Raw genomic sequence first — 15,505 nt, forward strand, 5'->3', positions numbered from 1 at the left:
ACAAGACCGCACAACGCGCTCGGGCAGACGGGAACGCCACCGGCGCTCCGTGTCACAGGGGGCGCGTACGGTCTGGCGCATGAGCGATGGAGCACTGACGCCCGAGGAAGAGGTCCGCGCGTTCGCGGCGGTGCGGGACGCGGCACTGGTGAGCAACGACGCGGCGCTGATCGCCGACCACATGACCGAGGACTGGGGCTACGTCGACGCGAACGGCTTCACGCCCAAGGCCGACGTCATCGCCTGGATCGCCTCGGGCCGCCTGGCCCACCACAGCATGACCACGACCGAAGGCGAGCGCATCGCGCGCATCGGCGACACGGTCGTTACCTTGGCCCGGGTCGCGAGCTCGGGAACCTGGGAGAGCGAGCCCTACACGACCGACGAATGGATCAGCGAGATCTACGTCCGCACAGAGGGACGGTGGCAAGTGGCGTTCACACAGAAGACCGACGCCTGAGCGCGTCGGCGGCGTGCACAGTGCATTCGGAGGCGGCGAGGGGACACTCGCCGCCTCCGATGCTCAAACGCGACGCAAACGCAAGGCGGCGTAGCAGATCCGCAAGGCGGCGAGGAGGATGACGATTCCGCCGAGCGCCGTCGCCAGCCAGGCCACATCGGGCAGCAGCAGGAAGAACGCCTCCCGGCTCGGGGCCATGCCCGGCGCGAACACGAACACCAGATAGGCCAGGGCCCCAGCGGCGACGAGCCACAGCACCGCCGCCACGACGGTGCGGACCCGGCCGCCGACCTCACGACTGGACTCGCGGACCCCCACGATCCGCGTCACCGTCCACGCCGCGAACCCGAGCGCGGCCAGCACGAGCGCGCTGAGCACCGCGAGGATCGTCGCGTACAGCGGATCGGACTCCAGCTCGGCGGGCTCACCGCCCGCGAGCAGCCGCGCGGCCCCGAGCATCGTGCCCACCAGCGCACCGTCCTGGAAGTACCCGTACTGGTTCTGCACCACCGCCACGGCCTTCCCCAGCTCGGGCAGCAGGATCACGCCCGCGGTGAACCCCGGCGTGCCTCCGGTGTGCCACACCGTGGTCGTCCCCAGGTCGGCGTTGCGCTCGTCCACGCGCCAGCCCAGGCCGTAGTCGATCGTGTCGCTCACCTCGGCGGCCCCGGTGTGCATGAGCGCCACCGACTCGGGTGTGACCACGCCGCCGCCCGAGAGCATCGCCTCGGCGAACGCGGCCAGGTCCTCGACCGAGCCGCCGAGGTACCCGTAGCTCGGCCCGGTCGGATCGAAGCGCGTCTCGATCGGCACGGCCTGTCCGAAGGCCACCGCGTGCCCCGGCGGCACCGCGGCCGCCTCTTCAGTGGTCGCCACCGCCTCGTCCATGCCGAGCGGGTCGAGCACCGCCTCGCGCAGGTACGCCTCGAACGGCTCGCCCGTGACCGCCTCCACCACCGCGCCGACGACGAGGTAGTTCGCACTCGCGTACTCGAAGGCCTCGCCCGGCTCGCCGCGCGGGTCGACGCCCGCGAGGTCGGCCACGGCCTCGCCGTATGGGTCCTCCACCTCGTCGTACCGATCGGTGACGTCGGTGCCCTCGGGGATGCCGCTGCTTTGTTCGAGCAAGTGGCGCAACGTGATCCGGTCGGAGGTGTCCGGATCGGACAGGCGGAAGTCGGGCAGGTACTCCACGACCGGGGCGTCGAGGTCGAGCAGGCCGTCCTCGACGAGGGTCATCACGGCCGTGGCGGTGACGGGCTTGGCGACCGAGCCCCACAGGAACGGGGTGTCGGTCGCGACCGGCTCGCCGTCGCCGTCCTCTCCCCAAGCGGCGGTGAGGGTCTCGCCTTCGAGGTCGATGATCGCGTACGCGGCCCCGGGGATGCCGGTGGCTTCGAAGCGCTCGTCGAGGTAGGCCTCGATCTGTGTGTGAATGTCGTCGGGCGCGGCCTGCGGCAGCGGTGCGGCGAGCGGGAGGAGCGCCGCCAGGGACAGGATCGGAATGGAGTGCATGGCTTCCTTGGGTGTGGAGGAATAACCGTATGAACGTATGGTTCTGCGATAACCATACCTCGGTATGATTATGGGATGCCGAGGACCGCAGACCACGATCTCCGCCGGGCGCAGATGGCCCAGGCCGTGCACCGCCTCATCGCCCACGACGGCCTCGACGCCGCCACCATGGCGGCCGTGGCGCGCGAAGCGGGCTTCTCGGTGGGCCTGGTGCAGCACTACTTCAAGTCCAAGGACGAGCTGCTGCTGTTCGCCTACAAGCGGATCACCGCCGACCTCCTCGGCCGCGTCGCCCGCATCACCGCCGAGAGCGAGGCCGCGGGCCGCTCGATCCGGGAGATCATGCTCGACTGCCTGGTCGAACTCCTCCCCCTCGACCCCGAGCGCCGCGGCGAGTACCGCGTCTCCCGCGCCTTCCAGACCAGGGCCCCGGACGACCCGACCGCCGCCGCGGTCGCCGTCGAGACCTCCGCGCACCTGCGCGGCAAGCTCGCCCAGGGCATCGAGAACGGCAAGGAGTGCGGCGAGACCGAACCCGACACCGACGCCTCCCTGGCCGCGCTCGAACTCACCGCCCTGGTGGACGGCCTCGCCGACCACCTCTACCGAGCCCCAGGCCCCCGCGAGGCGACCGCCGCAGGAGCGATCCTGGCCTCCCGCCTGCAAGCGATACTCCCCGGAGCATGCCGCCACTACGCCTGAACACAACAGCCTCCGCACCGACCCGAGCGGAGGCTGTTGTTCCCGATGAGAGCGCGGCGGAGCCGCGCACGCTCTTGGTTCTTGACTTTCAGGGGCGAGGTTCTAAACCTCGGAGCCGATATATATCAGAGATTTCAGCACATGCTTGCCCGGTTCGAGGACGCCTCTGAGCACCGGCAATGCCGTGCTGGGCCAGTAGAGGTGGGTGCCCGCCATCGGGGTGATGACCTCGGCAATGCGGCCTGAGTCGCCGTCGATGATCTCTGAGCGCAACCCTTGCGAAGTGGCCACGGCCTTGCCGTCTTCGGCCTCAGCGATGTGGCCTTCAAGCGGGACGCACCAGCCGCCCTCCCCCGTGTGGAGGGTCCGGCCGGTCTCGATCACATGGACCCTCGCGTGCCAACCGTCAAGGGCCGCTTCGAGCGAGGTCGTGATCGTCACGTCCTCCCACGGCTGCCAGTTGACCGTCAGCACCCCGTTCGCGTCGATCGCGCCTTCGTCGGAGTCCTCCCGGCCACGCCAGTGGCGGCCGTCCTCGGAGAGCATGAGCGCCCCGTCGGGCACCGCCGACTCCAGCCCCGGCCCCTCGGCCAGGTGCGAGAACGCCGCGACCGAGGAGTACGCGAGCTTGCCGTAGCTCGCCTGTCCCCCGCGCGACCACGGCTGCCAGGCCTGGCCGTTCAGACGCGTCACGTGACCACCGTGGTCACGCACGTGGACCGCCCGAGGGGCCTTGTGGAGGCCCGCGGCGGGCGCCTTGGCCTCGGCGGTCCAGAACGGGTGCTCGGCTCCGGCCAGGAGCCCGGTGAACGCCTTCATGGCCCACCACGGCGAGCCGGTCGTGAGGTACTGCTCGACCACCGCGTCGTTGGGGTACCCGTAGCCCACCGTCAGGCGGCCTTCGGGGTCGAGGATCGGCTTGTCCCACCACCATGCGAGGTTGCGGCGCGCGTAGCCCGCGGCCTCGGCCCACGGGACCGCCTCCACGTCGGCGGCCACCAGAGCGCCCCACAGCGACGAGTGCGCGAACCGGTAGCCGAGGCTGCGTCCATACGGGACGGATGCGCCGTCGGCGGCGAACCAGGAGCCGAAGCGCCGCGCGAACTCGGCGGCGGCCGCGGCGAAGCGGTCGTCGCCGCCCAGCTTGTAGTGCAGCAGCGCGTACGTGTGGAACGCGAACGGGTTGTAGTAGTCGACGCGCCCGCCCGGGCCGTCCTCGAATGTGCCGTCCTTGTCGAGGAGGAGCTCCCCGATGCGGTCGAGGTGCGCCGCGGCGACGGCCGCGTCGTGCTCGACGCCGACGCGGGCCAGGCCGTGCCCGGCGAACACCGGGAAGTAGTGCCAGTTGTTGTCGGCCACGGGCCCGAGGTAGGCCGCCGACAGCCACGCGGCGAGGGCGTCTTTGGCCTTGGAGCCCAGCGGTTCCCACAGGCGCTCGGGGGCCAGGGCCAGGCCCCAGCCGACGGCGGCGGCCTCGACCTGGCGCTGTCCGCCCTCGGACGGGTCGCCGACGTACCAGGCGTCGGCGGGGTCGACCGCGCGCGCCAGAGTGGTGGCCAGGGCGGTCCACAGGTCGGCGGGGACGTCGTCTTTCGCGGCGGCGAGGCCCCACAGGGGGCGGGTGAGAAGCTCGAACCAGTTCTCGTGGTGGGAGTGGTTCGACATGGTGACCGGGAGGGCGTCGGGGCCTCGGACGGCGAGGTCGACGGCGGGCCTGGCGATGTCGATCGCGGCCGAGGTCCATCCGGCGTGGGTCGGTTGCAGCGGGCCGAAGGTGCGCAGCGGAGTTGTCACCGGGCACACGGTATCAACGCGCGGCTGCGCCTTCAAGGCGTGCGGGAAACGCGCGGTGGGCCCGCCTTGTCAGGACGGGCCCACGATGCGCTAAGGCGGCGGCCGCGCCGGGAGCCTCCGGCGGGGCCTCGTCCTCGGTGTCGGTGGCCTCGGTGTGCAGCTCGGTCGGCTCGGCGGCCTCCTGGTTGCGCTGCCAGTGCTTGGCGACCCAGCCGAGGATGAGGCCGACGGCCAGGACGGTGAGCACCGAGCCCAGGAGCGATTGCAGGCCGGGCCCGGCGATCCAGGTGATCACCAGGCCGAGGCTGACGGTGTAGACGGCCCACAGGACCCCGCCGAGCGCGGCCATGCGCCCGTAGGGAGGACGGGCGGTCCCGGCCGCGATCCAGGCCAGGGTGGTGCGCCCGGCCGGGAGGAACCGCGCCACCACGGTGGTGCGGTACGGGTGGGAGGTGACGGTGCGCGCCAGCATCGCCTCCAGTTTGATCACCGTGCCGGTCAGGGACCGCTGCGCCAGGCGGCCCACCCAGCCGGGCGGGCGCCGCCGCAGGCCCCTGCGGGCGGCGCGGAACACCTTGTAGCCCATGAACTCGCCGAACCAGGACGAGCCGGCCGCGCCGACCAGGAGCACGACGATGAGGAGGGGGTTGCCGAAGACCAGCGCCGCCGCCGCCGTCACGAGCGTGGCGCTCGGCAGCATCGGCACGAAGAAGTCGGCCGTGATCATGCCGATGAGAATCAGCATCGCCCAGAAGAAGACCATCGGGTCCCCCGTTCACCGAAGCCCGTGGGGACCCGCGCCGGGGGTGGGCGCGGGTCCCCACGGGGTTCCGGTTACTTGGACGCTCCGACGAGCTCGCGCTCGTCCTCTGCGGCGTCTTCGGCGAGGCGCTGCTGGAGCTTCTCGCCTTCGACGTCGACGTTGGGCAGGATGCGGTCGAGCCACTTGGGGATCCACCACGCGCCGCGTCCGACCAGGCTCATGACGGCCGGGATGATCGCCATGCGGACCACGAACGCGTCGAAGATGACGGCCACGGCCAGGCCGAAGCCCATCGAGGCGATGAGCGACTCGGCGCTGAAGATGAACGCGGCGAACACGCTGATCATGATGAGGGCGGCGGCCACGACCACGCGCGAGGAGTGGCCGTAGCCCTCCACGATCGCGGTCTTGGGGTCGGCGCCGTGCACGTAGGCCTCGCGGACGCGGGTCACCAGGAAGATCTGGTAGTCCATCGCCAGGCCGAACACGAGGCCGATCATCAGGATCGGCATCATCGACATGATCGGGCCGGGCTGGTCGACGTTGAACAGCTCGGCGCCCCAGCCCCACTGGAAGACCGCGACGAGCGCGCCGAGCGCGGCGAACACGCTGAGCATGAACCCGAGGGTCGCCAAGACCGGCACCAGGATCGAGCGGAACACCAGCAGCAGGATGAGCGCGGCGAGGCCGACCACGATGAGCATGTACGGCAGCAGCGCGTCGTTGAGGTTGTCGGAGATGTCGATGTTGAGCGCGGTCGCGCCGGTCACGGCCCAGTTCGCGTCGGTGTCGTCGGCGAGGACGCCGCGGATGGCGTGGACCAGTTCGTTCGTGGCCTCGTCCGCGGGAGCGGTCTCGGGGATCACCGTGACCATGACGGTGTCGCCGTCCTGGTTGGGGAACGCCTTGCCGACCACGGCGATGCCGTCGATGCCGTTGAGCTCGTCGGTGACGTTCTGCGCGGCGGCGACGGGGTCGACACCGTCTTCGAGGTCGCCGACGATCATGAGCGTGCCGTTGAAGCCCGCGCCGAAGCCCTCGCTGATGAGGTCGTACGCCTGGCGCTGGGTGGAGTCCTCGGACATCGAGCCGCCGTCGGGCAGGCCCAGTTCGAGGTCGGTCGCCGGGTAGGCGAGGGCGCCCAGGCCCAGGATCGCGATGACCGCGACCAGGATCGGGTGGCGGGTGACGAACCCGGCCCAGCGCTTGCCGCCGTTGGGCTTCGAGTCGTGCACGCCTTCGGCGATGCGGCGGCGCTGCCGCTTGGAGAAGATCTTGCGTCCGGCGAATCCGGCGAAGGCCGGCAGGAGCGTCACGGCGATGAGCACCGCGATCAGGACGGTCACGGCGGCGGCCACGGCCATCTCGGTGAGGAACGGGATGTTCACGACCGACAGGCCCAGGAGCGCGACGATGACGGTCAGGCCCGCGAAGAACACGGCCGAGCCGGCGGTGCCCACGGCGCGGCCCATGGCCTCGGCCCGGGCCTGCTTGTCGTCGACGCGGCCGTCGGCGGCGAGCTCGTTGCGGTAGCGGGAAAGGATGAACAGCGCGTAGTCGATGCCGACCGCGAGGCCGATCATCGACGCGAGCGTGCCGGTCGACTCCGAGACGTTCATGAACGAGGTGGCGGCGAGGATGCCCGCGGTGGTGAGTGCGACGCCGAGGACGGCGGTCAGGATCGGCAGGCCCGCGGCCAGTAGCGCGCCGAAGGTGACCACGAGGACCAAGAGGGCCACGCCGATGCCGATGAGCTCGGTGGCGCCGGTGTGGGGCATCGTCTGGAGCACGTCACCGGCGACCTCGACGCGCACGCCCTGGTCTTCGGCGTCCTCGATGGCGTCTTCGAGGTAGGTGATGGTGTCTTCGTCGAGTTCCATGCCGGGTTCGGCGTAGGCGACCTTCATGACCGCGATGGTCTGGTCCTCGGCGGAGAGCATCCCGATCGGGTTGCCCGCCTCGTCGGTCGCGAAGGGGCTGGTGACGCCCGCGATCTGGGGCGATTCGGCCATGACCGCGGTGAGGTCGTCGATCACCGCGGCGTTCGACTCGTCGGTCAGCGGCAGGCCGTTCTCGGACTGGAACACGATCTGGGCGCTGCCGCCGTCCGCGTTCATCTCGGGGAAGCGGTCTTCGAGCAGGTCGAAGGCTTCCTGGGATTCGGTGCCGGGGAGGACGAACTCGGGGTTCGTCTCCTGCTGCATGGTGGCGGCCGCGGCGCCGACTCCGGCGACGATGAGGACCCAGACGGCGAGGACGAGCCAGCGCAGTCGATAGGACCCTCTGCCGAGTCGGTAGAGGAAGGTTGCCACGTGGGTGCTCCAATCAAGGATGATTGGCCGGCCCCGCCTGGTTGGGTGTGTGGCGGGGTCGGACGGGTGGTGTTCGCCGACGTCGATGGCGGCGGGCGGGTTTCCTGGTGTTTCCTATTCGGTTGTGCGTCTGGGGCGGCTAGGCCGCGGGGGGCGGCTGGGTGACGCCGCGTTCGAAGACGGCGAAACTCGCGGCGATGACCTCGCCGAGGGTCTGCGCTCCGGGGTCGGTGATCCAGTGCTCGTTGGCGGTCTTCATGGCCACGAGGGCGGCGCCGAGCAGCAGGCGGGGGTACATGTCGTCGGGCCGGGTGCCGGTGGCGTCGGCGACGAGGCCGAGCACTTCGGTGAACAGGTCCATGAACTGGCCCGACTGCTCTTTGATGAGCGAGGGCGAGGCGTGGACGAGCTGCTCGCGGCACTTGATCTCGCCCAGGTCCATGCGCTCGTTGATGCGCAGGTCGATCGCGGCGTCGCGGAGGGCGTCCCAGATCGGCTGGTGCGCGGCCCTTTCGCGGACGCCCTCGACGAACGCGGTGGTCATCTCGTGGAAGTCGTGGAGGAACGCGGCTTCCTTGTTGGGGAAGTAGTTGTGGAAGGTCCGCGTGGAGACGCCGGCCTCGGCGGCGATCTCGTCGGCCGTGACGAGTTCGATGCCGCCCTTGGCGATCGCCAGGCGCAGGGTCGCGGTGCCGAGGGCCGCCTTGGTGGCGGCCTTCTTGCGTTCGCGCAGTCCCGTTTCGGCCATGGGGCAACCTTAACCGGGGTTGCCGGTGTTCACAAGATGCTCATGAGGAAATTTTGCAGAGCGCGCAACTTTCGCGCGCTAGTTTCACGACAGGGGGGCTACCCGAGTGACGCCGGGCACGGTCCATTCGACGTGCGGGGCGGTCTCGCCGGTCGGATCGACACGGGTGACGACGCCGCCGTGCTGGCACGCGACCAGGAGCGTCCCGTCGGGGGCCAGCGCCGCATCGCGCGGCCACGCGCCGCCCACGGGCACCGTCCGGACCAGGGCGCCCGTCTCGGGGTCGACCACGGCGAGCGTGTCGGGTCCGCGCACGGTGATGTAGACCAGGCCCCGCTCGGGGTCGGGGACGACCGCCGCCGGGTAGGGACGCGGGGCGTCCTCTTCGAGGCCGATGTCGGGCAGCGCCGCGTAATCGGCGACCTCGCCCGCGGGCAGACCGACCGCGGGGCCGAAGGAGAACACGCCGGAGCGCTCGTCGAAGTGCCCCACCGCGACCGCGTTCGCCAGCTCCCCGGCGATGACGGCTCGCTCCCCCACGAACGCGACGTGGCGGGGGCCGAAGCCCGGTTCGAGCTGGGTGGTGGCGGCCGGGCTGAACGTGCCGTCCTCGGCCAGGTCGAGCGCGTGGACGCGGTCGGTACCGAGGTCGACGACCAGGACGCGGCCGCCGCGGCACACCACCTGGTGCGCGTGCGGGCCGCTCTGGCGCTCGGGGTCGGGCCCCGAGCCGATGAGCTTGAACACGTCGGCGGCCTCGCCGAGCGTGCCGTCCTCGGCGATCGGGAGGGCCGCGACCGAGGCGCCCGCCCCGTCACCGGCGCCGTAGTTGGCGACCAGGAGCCAGCGCCCGGTCGGGTCGACCGTGGCGTGGCAGGGGTTGTTGCCGCCGGTGGAGCGGCCTTGGCCGATCCGCTCCAAGGTGAAGTCGTCGCCGATGCGCCAGGCCGCGGCGAAGCCGGGCTCGGTCTCGGTGAGCGTGTAGACCGCTTCGGGGCCCACCTGGACCCACGAGGGGTTCACCACCGCGGCGGGCTCGCCGAGCCCGTCGGGCCCGGCCGCGACCAGACCGGGGCCGCCTTCAGTGGTGTAGTCGCCAAGGAGGTACCGCATGGGCAGATACTAGCGGTCCGGTCGGGGGACGATGCGCGCTCGGGCTCCTAGAATGGACGGCATGGCTGATGCGGGCAAGACCGACGAGCAGTGGCGAGAGCAGCTCACGAAGGACGAGTACCGGGTGCTGCGCGAAGGCGGCACCGAGGCGCCGTGGACCGGCGAATACGTCGACGAGAAGCGCCGCGGCGTGTACCGGTGCCGGGCCTGCGGCTCGGAGCTGTTCGCCTCGGACACGAAGTTCGACTCCCACTGCGGCTGGCCCTCGTTCTGGACCCCGCTGGCCGGGGAGCGGGTGCGCCTGCTCGAAGACGACAGCCTCGGCATGAAGCGCACCGAAGTGCGTTGCGGCAACTGCGATTCGCACCTGGGTCACGTGTTCTACGGCGAAGGCTGGGACAATCCCGAGGACGCCAGGTTCTGCATCAACTCGATCAGCCTGACGTTGGAGCCCGAGGAGTCCTGAGGCGACTCGTCCCGGTTCGGCACGGGCGGGGCCGGACGGGCCAGAGGCCCGCGGGCGCTTTCGCGGTGCACCACTAAGCTCATCCTCGACCCTTCTCCCCGAGAACGAAGTGAGGCCGAGGGTGGAACCCGGGAACCTGATCGCTGGCCGCTACCGTCTGGAACAGCGCCTCGCAGCGGGCGGCATGGGCGAGGTGTGGCGCGGCAGCGACACCCGGCTCAACCGCGTCGTGGCCGTCAAACTGCTCCACTCCGGACTCTCCGGCAACGACCGGTTCCGCGCCCGCTTCCACCAGGAGGCGCAGGCCGTGGCCGCGCTCCAGTCCCCGGGGATCGTCAACCTCTACGACTACGGCGAGGAGCACGGCCCCGAGGGCCTGGTCTCCTACCTGATCATGGAGCTCGTGCGGGGCCAGGCGCTCGACAACGTGCTGCGCCAGCGGGGCCGCCTGTCCCCCAACGAGACGCTGAAGATCATGGCCGCCACGGCCGAGGCGCTCGACGTGGCCCACCGGGCGCACATCATCCACCGCGACATCAAGCCGGGGAACCTCCTGGTCGAACCCGACGGCAGCGTCAAGATCGTGGACTTCGGGATCGCGGCCGCGCGCGGACAGGCCGGGCTCACCGAGACCGGCACCGTGATGGGCACCCTCGCGTACGCCTCCCCCGAGCAGCTGGCCGGGCGGGACCTGACCGGTTCGACCGACGTGTACTCGCTGGGCATCGTGGCCTACGAGTGCCTCTCGGGGCGCCCCCCGTTCTCCGGGACCGACCCGGCCGCGATCATCACCGGCCACATGGCCGGCCAGCCCGCGCCGCTGCCGCCGGACATCCCCGGCCCGGTGGGCCAGATCATCATGCGCTGCTTGGCGAAGGACCCGCGCCAGCGGTTCGCCTCGGCCGCCGAACTCGCTCGGGTGTGCCGCGCGGGGGGCATGGGGGGCGGCACCACCGCGATCCTCACCCCGCCGAGCCAGTCCCCGCAGGCCACGCAGGTCATGTCCCCCGTCGCGGCGGGCATGGCCGCGGGCATCGCGCCCGCGCACACCTCGGCCCAGCCGCAGTTCCAGGACGAGTACGACGACTACGGGCCCGGGGCCGGCACCGGCCAGTTCCGCGCGGGCCCCAACGAGCGCGACCTCCCGCCGCCGCGCGAAGCCGAAGAGCCCAAACGCAACCCGACCGGACCGATCCTCGTCACCCTCGCCGGGATCGCGGTCCTGGTGATCGGGATCTGGCTGCTGGGCCCCTGGGGCGATGACGACGACGAACCGGACGCCCGCGGCACGACCCCGGCCGAGACCTCGGCGGAGGCCACCGAAGAGGCCGCCGAGGAGACGACCGAGGAAGAAGAGCGGGACGACGACAACGACGAGCAGGCCGAGCAGACCACCAAGGCCGAGGAGAACAAGACCACTCCGGCGGCCGAAGTCCTCGAGGTTCCCGACGTGACCGGCGACCTGGTCACCGCAGCCAGGACCGAACTGGCCGAGATCGGGTTCCAGAACGTGTCCGTGCAGGCCCAGTCCGACCAGCCCGAGGACGCCGACCTGTGCACCGTCGAGTCCCAGACCCCGCGGGGCGACACCGGCGCTCCGTACAACAAGGACACGTTGGTCACGCTGTTCTTCTGGGACGACGGCTCCGGCTGCGGCACCTGACGAACCCGACGGCCGGGCCGCGCAGTCGCCGAGGCGGCACGCGGCCCGGCCGTTTCGCGTCCACCCGCCCCGCGACCGGGGCGGCTCCGGTTCGGCGACAATGGTCGACATGTCCGCACCCGAGCTGCCCGACCTGCCGATCCGCACCGCGCTGCCCGAACTCCTCGACGCCGTCGCGCGCACCGGCACCGCGGTGCTCGCCGCGCCTCCGGGCACCGGCAAGACCACGCTCGCGCCCCTGGCGCTCGCCGGGCTCATCTCCCCCACCAGCGTCCCGCGCCGGGTCCTGGTGGCCGAACCGCGCCGCCTCGCCACCCGGGCCGCGGCGACCCGCATAGCCGCGATCCTCGGCGAGCGGCCGGGCGGGCGCGTCGGGTACCAGATCCGCGGCGAGTCCAAGCGCTCCAAGGACACCCGCGTCGAGGTCGTGACCACCGGGGTGCTCCTCAACCGGCTCCTGGCCGACCCCGAACTGCCCGGCGTGGACCTCGTCGTGCTCGACGAATGCCACGAGCGGCACCTGGAGACCGACACCGCCTGCGCGTTCCTCGTCGAGGCCCGGCAGGTCCTGCGCCCCGAACTGGGGATCGTGGCCGCCTCGGCCACCGCCGACATCGCACTGTGGACCGCGCTCCTCGCGGGCGAGGGCGGGCCCGCGCCCGCCGTGGCCTCCGAACCGATGCGCCACCCGGTCACCATGCACTGGGCTCCCCCGCGCGAACGCCTCAGCGCCCCCGACGGGATGCGGGTCGACCACAGGTTCCTCGCCCACGTGGCCCGCACCGTGGAGCAGGCGCTCGACGCCGATGCCGGCGACGCGCTCGTGTTCCTCCCCGGCGCCGCTGAGATTCGGCGGGTGGCCGACCAACTCCGAAACCTCGGAGTCGATATATATCCCTTGCACGGCTCGGTGTCGTCGGCCGAGCAGGACCGCGCCATGCGCCGCGGGGACCGCCGCAGAGTAGTGCTGGCCACCGACATCGCCGAGTCGAGCCTGACCGTCCCGGGCGTGCGCATCGTGGTCGACGCCGGGCTCACCCGGCGGCCCTTCGTGGACCACGCGCGCGGCCTGCCGGGCCTGACCACGCAATACGCCTCCCGGGCGGCCGCGGGCCAGCGGGCGGGCCGCGCCGGACGCGAAGGCCCCGGCGCGGTGTGGCGCTGCTGGAGCGAGGCCGAGCACGCGAGGCGCGCGGCGCAGCCCGTGCCCGACGTGGCCGGCTCCGACCTCACCTCGTTTCGGCTTCAAGCGGCGTGCTGGGGTACCCCGGTCGCGGACCTCGCGCTCCCGGGGCAGCCGCCCGCCGGGGCACTCGAAGCGGCCGAGGCCACGCTGCTCGCGTTGGGGGCCATGGACTCCGCGGGCGACGCCACCCCGCGCGGTCGCACGCTCGCCAAGGCTGGCCTGCACCCGCGGCTCGCGCGGGCGCTCGTCGACGGCGCCGCCCGCGTCGGCTCGACCAAGGCCGCCGAGGTCACCGCGCTGCTCGGCATGGACGGGCGCGGCAGAGGCGACGACCTGCTCGCGGCCTGGCGGCACCTGCGGTCGACTCGCGACCGCGCCTGGGAGCAAGAAGTGAAGCGCCTGCGCCGCAGCACCCCCGAGGTCGACCGGCAGGTCCCTGACGACGAGGCGGCCGCGACCGTGGTGGCCCTGGCCTTCCCCGAGCGGGTCGCCAAGCGCACCGGGGCGCAGTGGCGGACCGTCGGCGGCACCGGCGCGGTCTGCGCTGAAGGCTCCGCGCTGAGCGGCAGCGAGTGGCTCGCGATCGCCGACGCCGACCGCTCCCCCGGCCGCGCGGCGGCCCTGATCCGCTCGGCCGTGCCGATCGACGGGGAACTGGCCTGCGAACTCGTCGGCGACGCGACAGCAGAGCGCGTCGGCTGGGACGGGGAGCGGCGCGACGTGAGCGCGCGCGAAGTGCGGGTCCTCGGCGCGATCGAGGTCGCGGCGAAGCCGCTGCGACAGCCCGATCCCGAGCTCGTCCGCGCGGCGCTCGCCGAAGGGCTACGCCGCGAAGGGCTCGACCTGCTGCGCTGGAGTGAGGACGCGAAGCGCCTGAAAGACCGCATGTCGTTCTGCCGCAACACCGTGGGCGAGCCGTGGCCGGACGTGTCGGACGCAGCACTCGCGGACGGCACCGACTGGCTCGAACCGTGGTGGTCGCGGGCGAGGAAGCGCGCCGACCTGGAACGGATCCCGGTCGCTCAAGCGCTGCGGAACCTCCTGCCGTGGCAGGCGAACCTCGACCAGACCGCCCCGGAGTCCCTTGAGGTGCCGAGCGGACGGACCGCGCGCGTGGACTACTCCGGCGAGGCCCCGGTGCTGGCCGTCAAGCTCCAGGAGATGTTCGGCGCGAAGGACACGCCGCGCATCGCGGGCGTGGCGGTACTGCTGCACCTGCTCAGCCCCGCCGGTCGGCCGCTGGCCGTCACCGCGGACCTGCGCTCGTTCTGGGAGGGCCCGTACCAGCAGGTGCGCAAGGAGATGCGCGGGCGCTACCCCAAGCACCCGTGGCCCGAGGACCCCGATTCGGTGGCCCCCACGGCCAAGACCAACCGGCGGCTCGCGAACTAAGCGGTCCACTGGTCGACCGGCAGCAGCAGCCAGGTGCCCCACAGGGCCGCGGCGATCGTGAACAGCGAGAACAGGAAGATCCACGCGCCCGCGGGGAACGGGGTGATCCCGGCGAGCTGGTCGGCGTCCGACTGCCCGCCGCGCCGGCCCCGGCGGCGTCGGCCCAGCTCCAGGACCGGCTTGACCGAGCCGAACAGCATCAGCCACACCCCGGCATAAGCGGCCACGGTCTGCACGATCGCGTTCCCGTACCAGGTCGCGGCGAACACGCCCGCGCCGACCACGAGCAGCGCCAGGGCCCCGTACCAGTTGCGAATGAACACCAGCATGATCGCCAACAGCACCAAGGTGATCCACAAGAGCAGCACGATCAGCCCGGCCCCGATCAGGGCCGCCGAGAGCAGGCCGATCACGGCCGGGGCGGTGTACCCGGCCACCAGCGTGGCCGCGGCGCCGAACCCGGTGGGACGCCCGCGCGAGAACGTCAGGCCCGAGGTGTCGGCGTGGAGGCGGATGCCGGTGAGGCGCCGTCGCATCAGGACGGCGGTGAACGCGTGCCCGCCTTCGTGGGCGATGGTCACCAGGCCGCGGCTCCAGCGCCACGCGGGCGGGTAGAGGACCACGGCGGCGGCCACGGCCATGCAGGCGAGCATGATGCCGACCGGAGGGGCGCTCTGGCGCTGGGAGAGGGTGTCGATGACGGTCTCGATGGGTTCCACTGGACCTCAGACTCAGGGTGTTTCGGACGCGCGGTGAAGGATGATCGTAGCCGCGCCCGTATGGTAGAGGGGGCAGCGGCACCACCTCGTGGAAGGACGGCCCCATGGGCACCGACGACCGCCCCGACCCGCATCTGGGGTTCCTGGAGTTGACCGACCAGATCGTGGAGGAGCTCGCCCTGCACAACCTCAAGGCCCGCGAGCGGCTCCGCGAGGGCATCGCGTGGCTGGAGGCGCGGCGCTCGGACGCCGACGCCGGCGAGAACGCCGACATCGAGATCCTGTTGGCCCAATGCCATGACGCGCTCAAGCGGATGGAGTCGCTGCGGGGCGCCTACCAGGACGTGCGGGCCATCAACGCGGCCGCGCACGCCGAGCACATCGAATGGTTGGAGCGGCGGATGCTCGGCGGCACCGAGTCCCCCGCCGAGGTGCGGGAGCGGGCCCGGCGTCTCGAGACGCTGCGCGTCGAGCGCGAGGCGCGGCTCGGGGAGCTGCGAAGGCGGTCCCAGGAGCCGCACGTCGACGGCGAGGACGGCGCGCGCTGAACCGCTCGGGCGAAGCCCAAGGGACGCAAGCGCTCCTGTGAGGCGAAACGAGTTCCGGTTCGTAACATTTCGATTACGGGCCATTGACATGCACCGATCCTTTGGATATCAATGGGGCAGGACA

13 protein-coding genes are annotated in these 15,505 nt (G+C 71.7%); 6 read left to right on the plus strand and 7 right to left on the minus strand.

Translation table 11 applies throughout. The features are described 5' to 3' along the window. Nucleotides 1-79: 79 nt before the first annotated feature. Nucleotides 80-460, plus strand: coding sequence for a nuclear transport factor 2 family protein (locus tag AB0B28_RS14565; RefSeq protein WP_360120886.1), 381 nt, complete (start codon nucleotides 80-82; stop codon nucleotides 458-460). A gap of 63 nt (nucleotides 461-523) precedes the next feature. On the opposite strand, the gene AB0B28_RS14570 is transcribed toward AB0B28_RS14565, so the two are convergent. Then, the gene (locus AB0B28_RS14570) at nucleotides 524-1,975 is read right to left on the minus strand and encodes a serine hydrolase (RefSeq protein WP_360120888.1); all 1,452 of its coding nucleotides are present in this window, start codon (nucleotides 1,973-1,975) and stop codon (nucleotides 524-526) included. A 75-nt stretch (nucleotides 1,976-2,050) separates the two neighbouring features. Between AB0B28_RS14570 and AB0B28_RS14575 the strand changes: the two genes are divergently transcribed. Next, nucleotides 2,051-2,677 carry a TetR/AcrR family transcriptional regulator gene (locus tag AB0B28_RS14575; RefSeq protein ID WP_360120890.1) on the plus strand — a complete coding sequence of 209 codons (627 nt, stop codon included), beginning with the start codon at nucleotides 2,051-2,053 and terminating at the stop codon, nucleotides 2,675-2,677. Nucleotides 2,678-2,779: 102 nt separating this feature from the next. Here the strand turns inward: AB0B28_RS14575 and AB0B28_RS14580 are convergent, their stop codons facing one another. From AB0B28_RS14580 to AB0B28_RS14600, 5 genes are all read right to left on the minus strand, one after another. Then, nucleotides 2,780-4,471: a DUF2264 domain-containing protein gene (locus AB0B28_RS14580; RefSeq protein ID WP_360120892.1), complete on the minus strand. Its 1,692-nt coding sequence runs from the start codon at nucleotides 4,469-4,471 to the stop codon at nucleotides 2,780-2,782. A 13-nt stretch (nucleotides 4,472-4,484) separates the two neighbouring features. Then, nucleotides 4,485-5,234, minus strand: a complete 750-nt coding sequence (locus tag AB0B28_RS14585; protein WP_360120894.1) for a hypothetical protein — start codon at nucleotides 5,232-5,234, stop codon at nucleotides 4,485-4,487. A gap of 71 nt (nucleotides 5,235-5,305) precedes the next feature. After that, on the minus strand, nucleotides 5,306-7,546 hold the full coding sequence (locus AB0B28_RS14590; RefSeq protein WP_360120896.1) for an MMPL family transporter: 2,241 nt from the start codon (nucleotides 7,544-7,546) through the stop codon (nucleotides 5,306-5,308). A gap of 139 nt (nucleotides 7,547-7,685) precedes the next feature. After that, complete coding sequence (locus tag AB0B28_RS14595) at nucleotides 7,686-8,294, minus strand: TetR family transcriptional regulator (RefSeq protein ID WP_360120897.1); 609 nt, start codon at nucleotides 8,292-8,294, stop codon at nucleotides 7,686-7,688. Between the two features lie 84 nt (nucleotides 8,295-8,378). Beyond that, complete coding sequence (locus AB0B28_RS14600; protein ID WP_360120899.1) at nucleotides 8,379-9,407, minus strand: beta-propeller fold lactonase family protein; 1,029 nt, start codon at nucleotides 9,405-9,407, stop codon at nucleotides 8,379-8,381. A gap of 61 nt (nucleotides 9,408-9,468) precedes the next feature. On the opposite strand from AB0B28_RS14600, the gene msrB reads away from it, so the two are divergent. The 3 genes from msrB (at nucleotide 9,469) to hrpB (ending at nucleotide 14,114) form a co-directional block, all read left to right on the plus strand. Beyond that, on the plus strand, nucleotides 9,469-9,873 hold the full coding sequence (gene msrB / locus AB0B28_RS14605; protein WP_360120901.1) for a peptide-methionine (R)-S-oxide reductase MsrB: 405 nt from the start codon (nucleotides 9,469-9,471) through the stop codon (nucleotides 9,871-9,873). 121 nt (nucleotides 9,874-9,994) lie between these two features. Next, nucleotides 9,995-11,536: a serine/threonine protein kinase gene (locus AB0B28_RS14610; RefSeq protein WP_360120903.1), complete on the plus strand. Its 1,542-nt coding sequence runs from the start codon at nucleotides 9,995-9,997 to the stop codon at nucleotides 11,534-11,536. Nucleotides 11,537-11,645: 109 nt separating this feature from the next. Next, on the plus strand, nucleotides 11,646-14,114 hold the full coding sequence (gene hrpB / locus AB0B28_RS14615; protein WP_360120905.1) for an ATP-dependent helicase HrpB: 2,469 nt from the start codon (nucleotides 11,646-11,648) through the stop codon (nucleotides 14,112-14,114). Here the strand turns inward: hrpB and AB0B28_RS14620 are convergent. Beyond that, nucleotides 14,111-14,833, minus strand: coding sequence for a M50 family metallopeptidase (locus AB0B28_RS14620; protein WP_360120907.1), 723 nt, complete (start codon nucleotides 14,831-14,833; stop codon nucleotides 14,111-14,113). The two genes, hrpB and AB0B28_RS14620, sit on opposite strands and share 4 nt — an antisense overlap. 104 nt (nucleotides 14,834-14,937) lie before the next feature. On the opposite strand from AB0B28_RS14620, the gene AB0B28_RS14625 reads away from it, so the two are divergent. Then, entirely contained in the window at nucleotides 14,938-15,381 is a 444-nt protein-coding gene (locus AB0B28_RS14625; RefSeq protein WP_360120909.1) for a hypothetical protein, read from the plus strand. The last annotated feature ends 124 nt before the right edge of the window (nucleotides 15,382-15,505 follow it).

The sequence above is a fragment of the Glycomyces sp. NPDC046736 genome, from assembly GCF_040645615.1.
Classification (GTDB): Bacteria; Actinomycetota; Actinomycetes; order Mycobacteriales; family Micromonosporaceae; genus Glycomyces.

Coding starts and splice junctions, on each gene's coding strand:
- AB0B28_RS14565 (WP_360120886.1), top strand. CDS start 80: ATGAGCGATGGAGCACTGACGCCCGAGGAAGAGGTCCGCGCGTTCGCG.
- AB0B28_RS14570 (WP_360120888.1), bottom strand. CDS start 1,975: ATGCACTCCATTCCGATCCTGTCCCTGGCGGCGCTCCTCCCGCTCGCC.
- AB0B28_RS14575 (WP_360120890.1), top strand. CDS start 2,051: ATGCCGAGGACCGCAGACCACGATCTCCGCCGGGCGCAGATGGCCCAG.
- AB0B28_RS14585 (WP_360120894.1), bottom strand. CDS start 5,234: ATGGTCTTCTTCTGGGCGATGCTGATTCTCATCGGCATGATCACGGCC.
- AB0B28_RS14595 (WP_360120897.1), bottom strand. CDS start 8,294: ATGGCCGAAACGGGACTGCGCGAACGCAAGAAGGCCGCCACCAAGGCG.
- AB0B28_RS14600 (WP_360120899.1), bottom strand. CDS start 9,407: ATGCGGTACCTCCTTGGCGACTACACCACTGAAGGCGGCCCCGGTCTG.
- msrB (WP_360120901.1), top strand. CDS start 9,469: ATGGCTGATGCGGGCAAGACCGACGAGCAGTGGCGAGAGCAGCTCACG.
- hrpB (WP_360120905.1), top strand. CDS start 11,646: ATGTCCGCACCCGAGCTGCCCGACCTGCCGATCCGCACCGCGCTGCCC.
- AB0B28_RS14625 (WP_360120909.1), top strand. CDS start 14,938: ATGGGCACCGACGACCGCCCCGACCCGCATCTGGGGTTCCTGGAGTTG.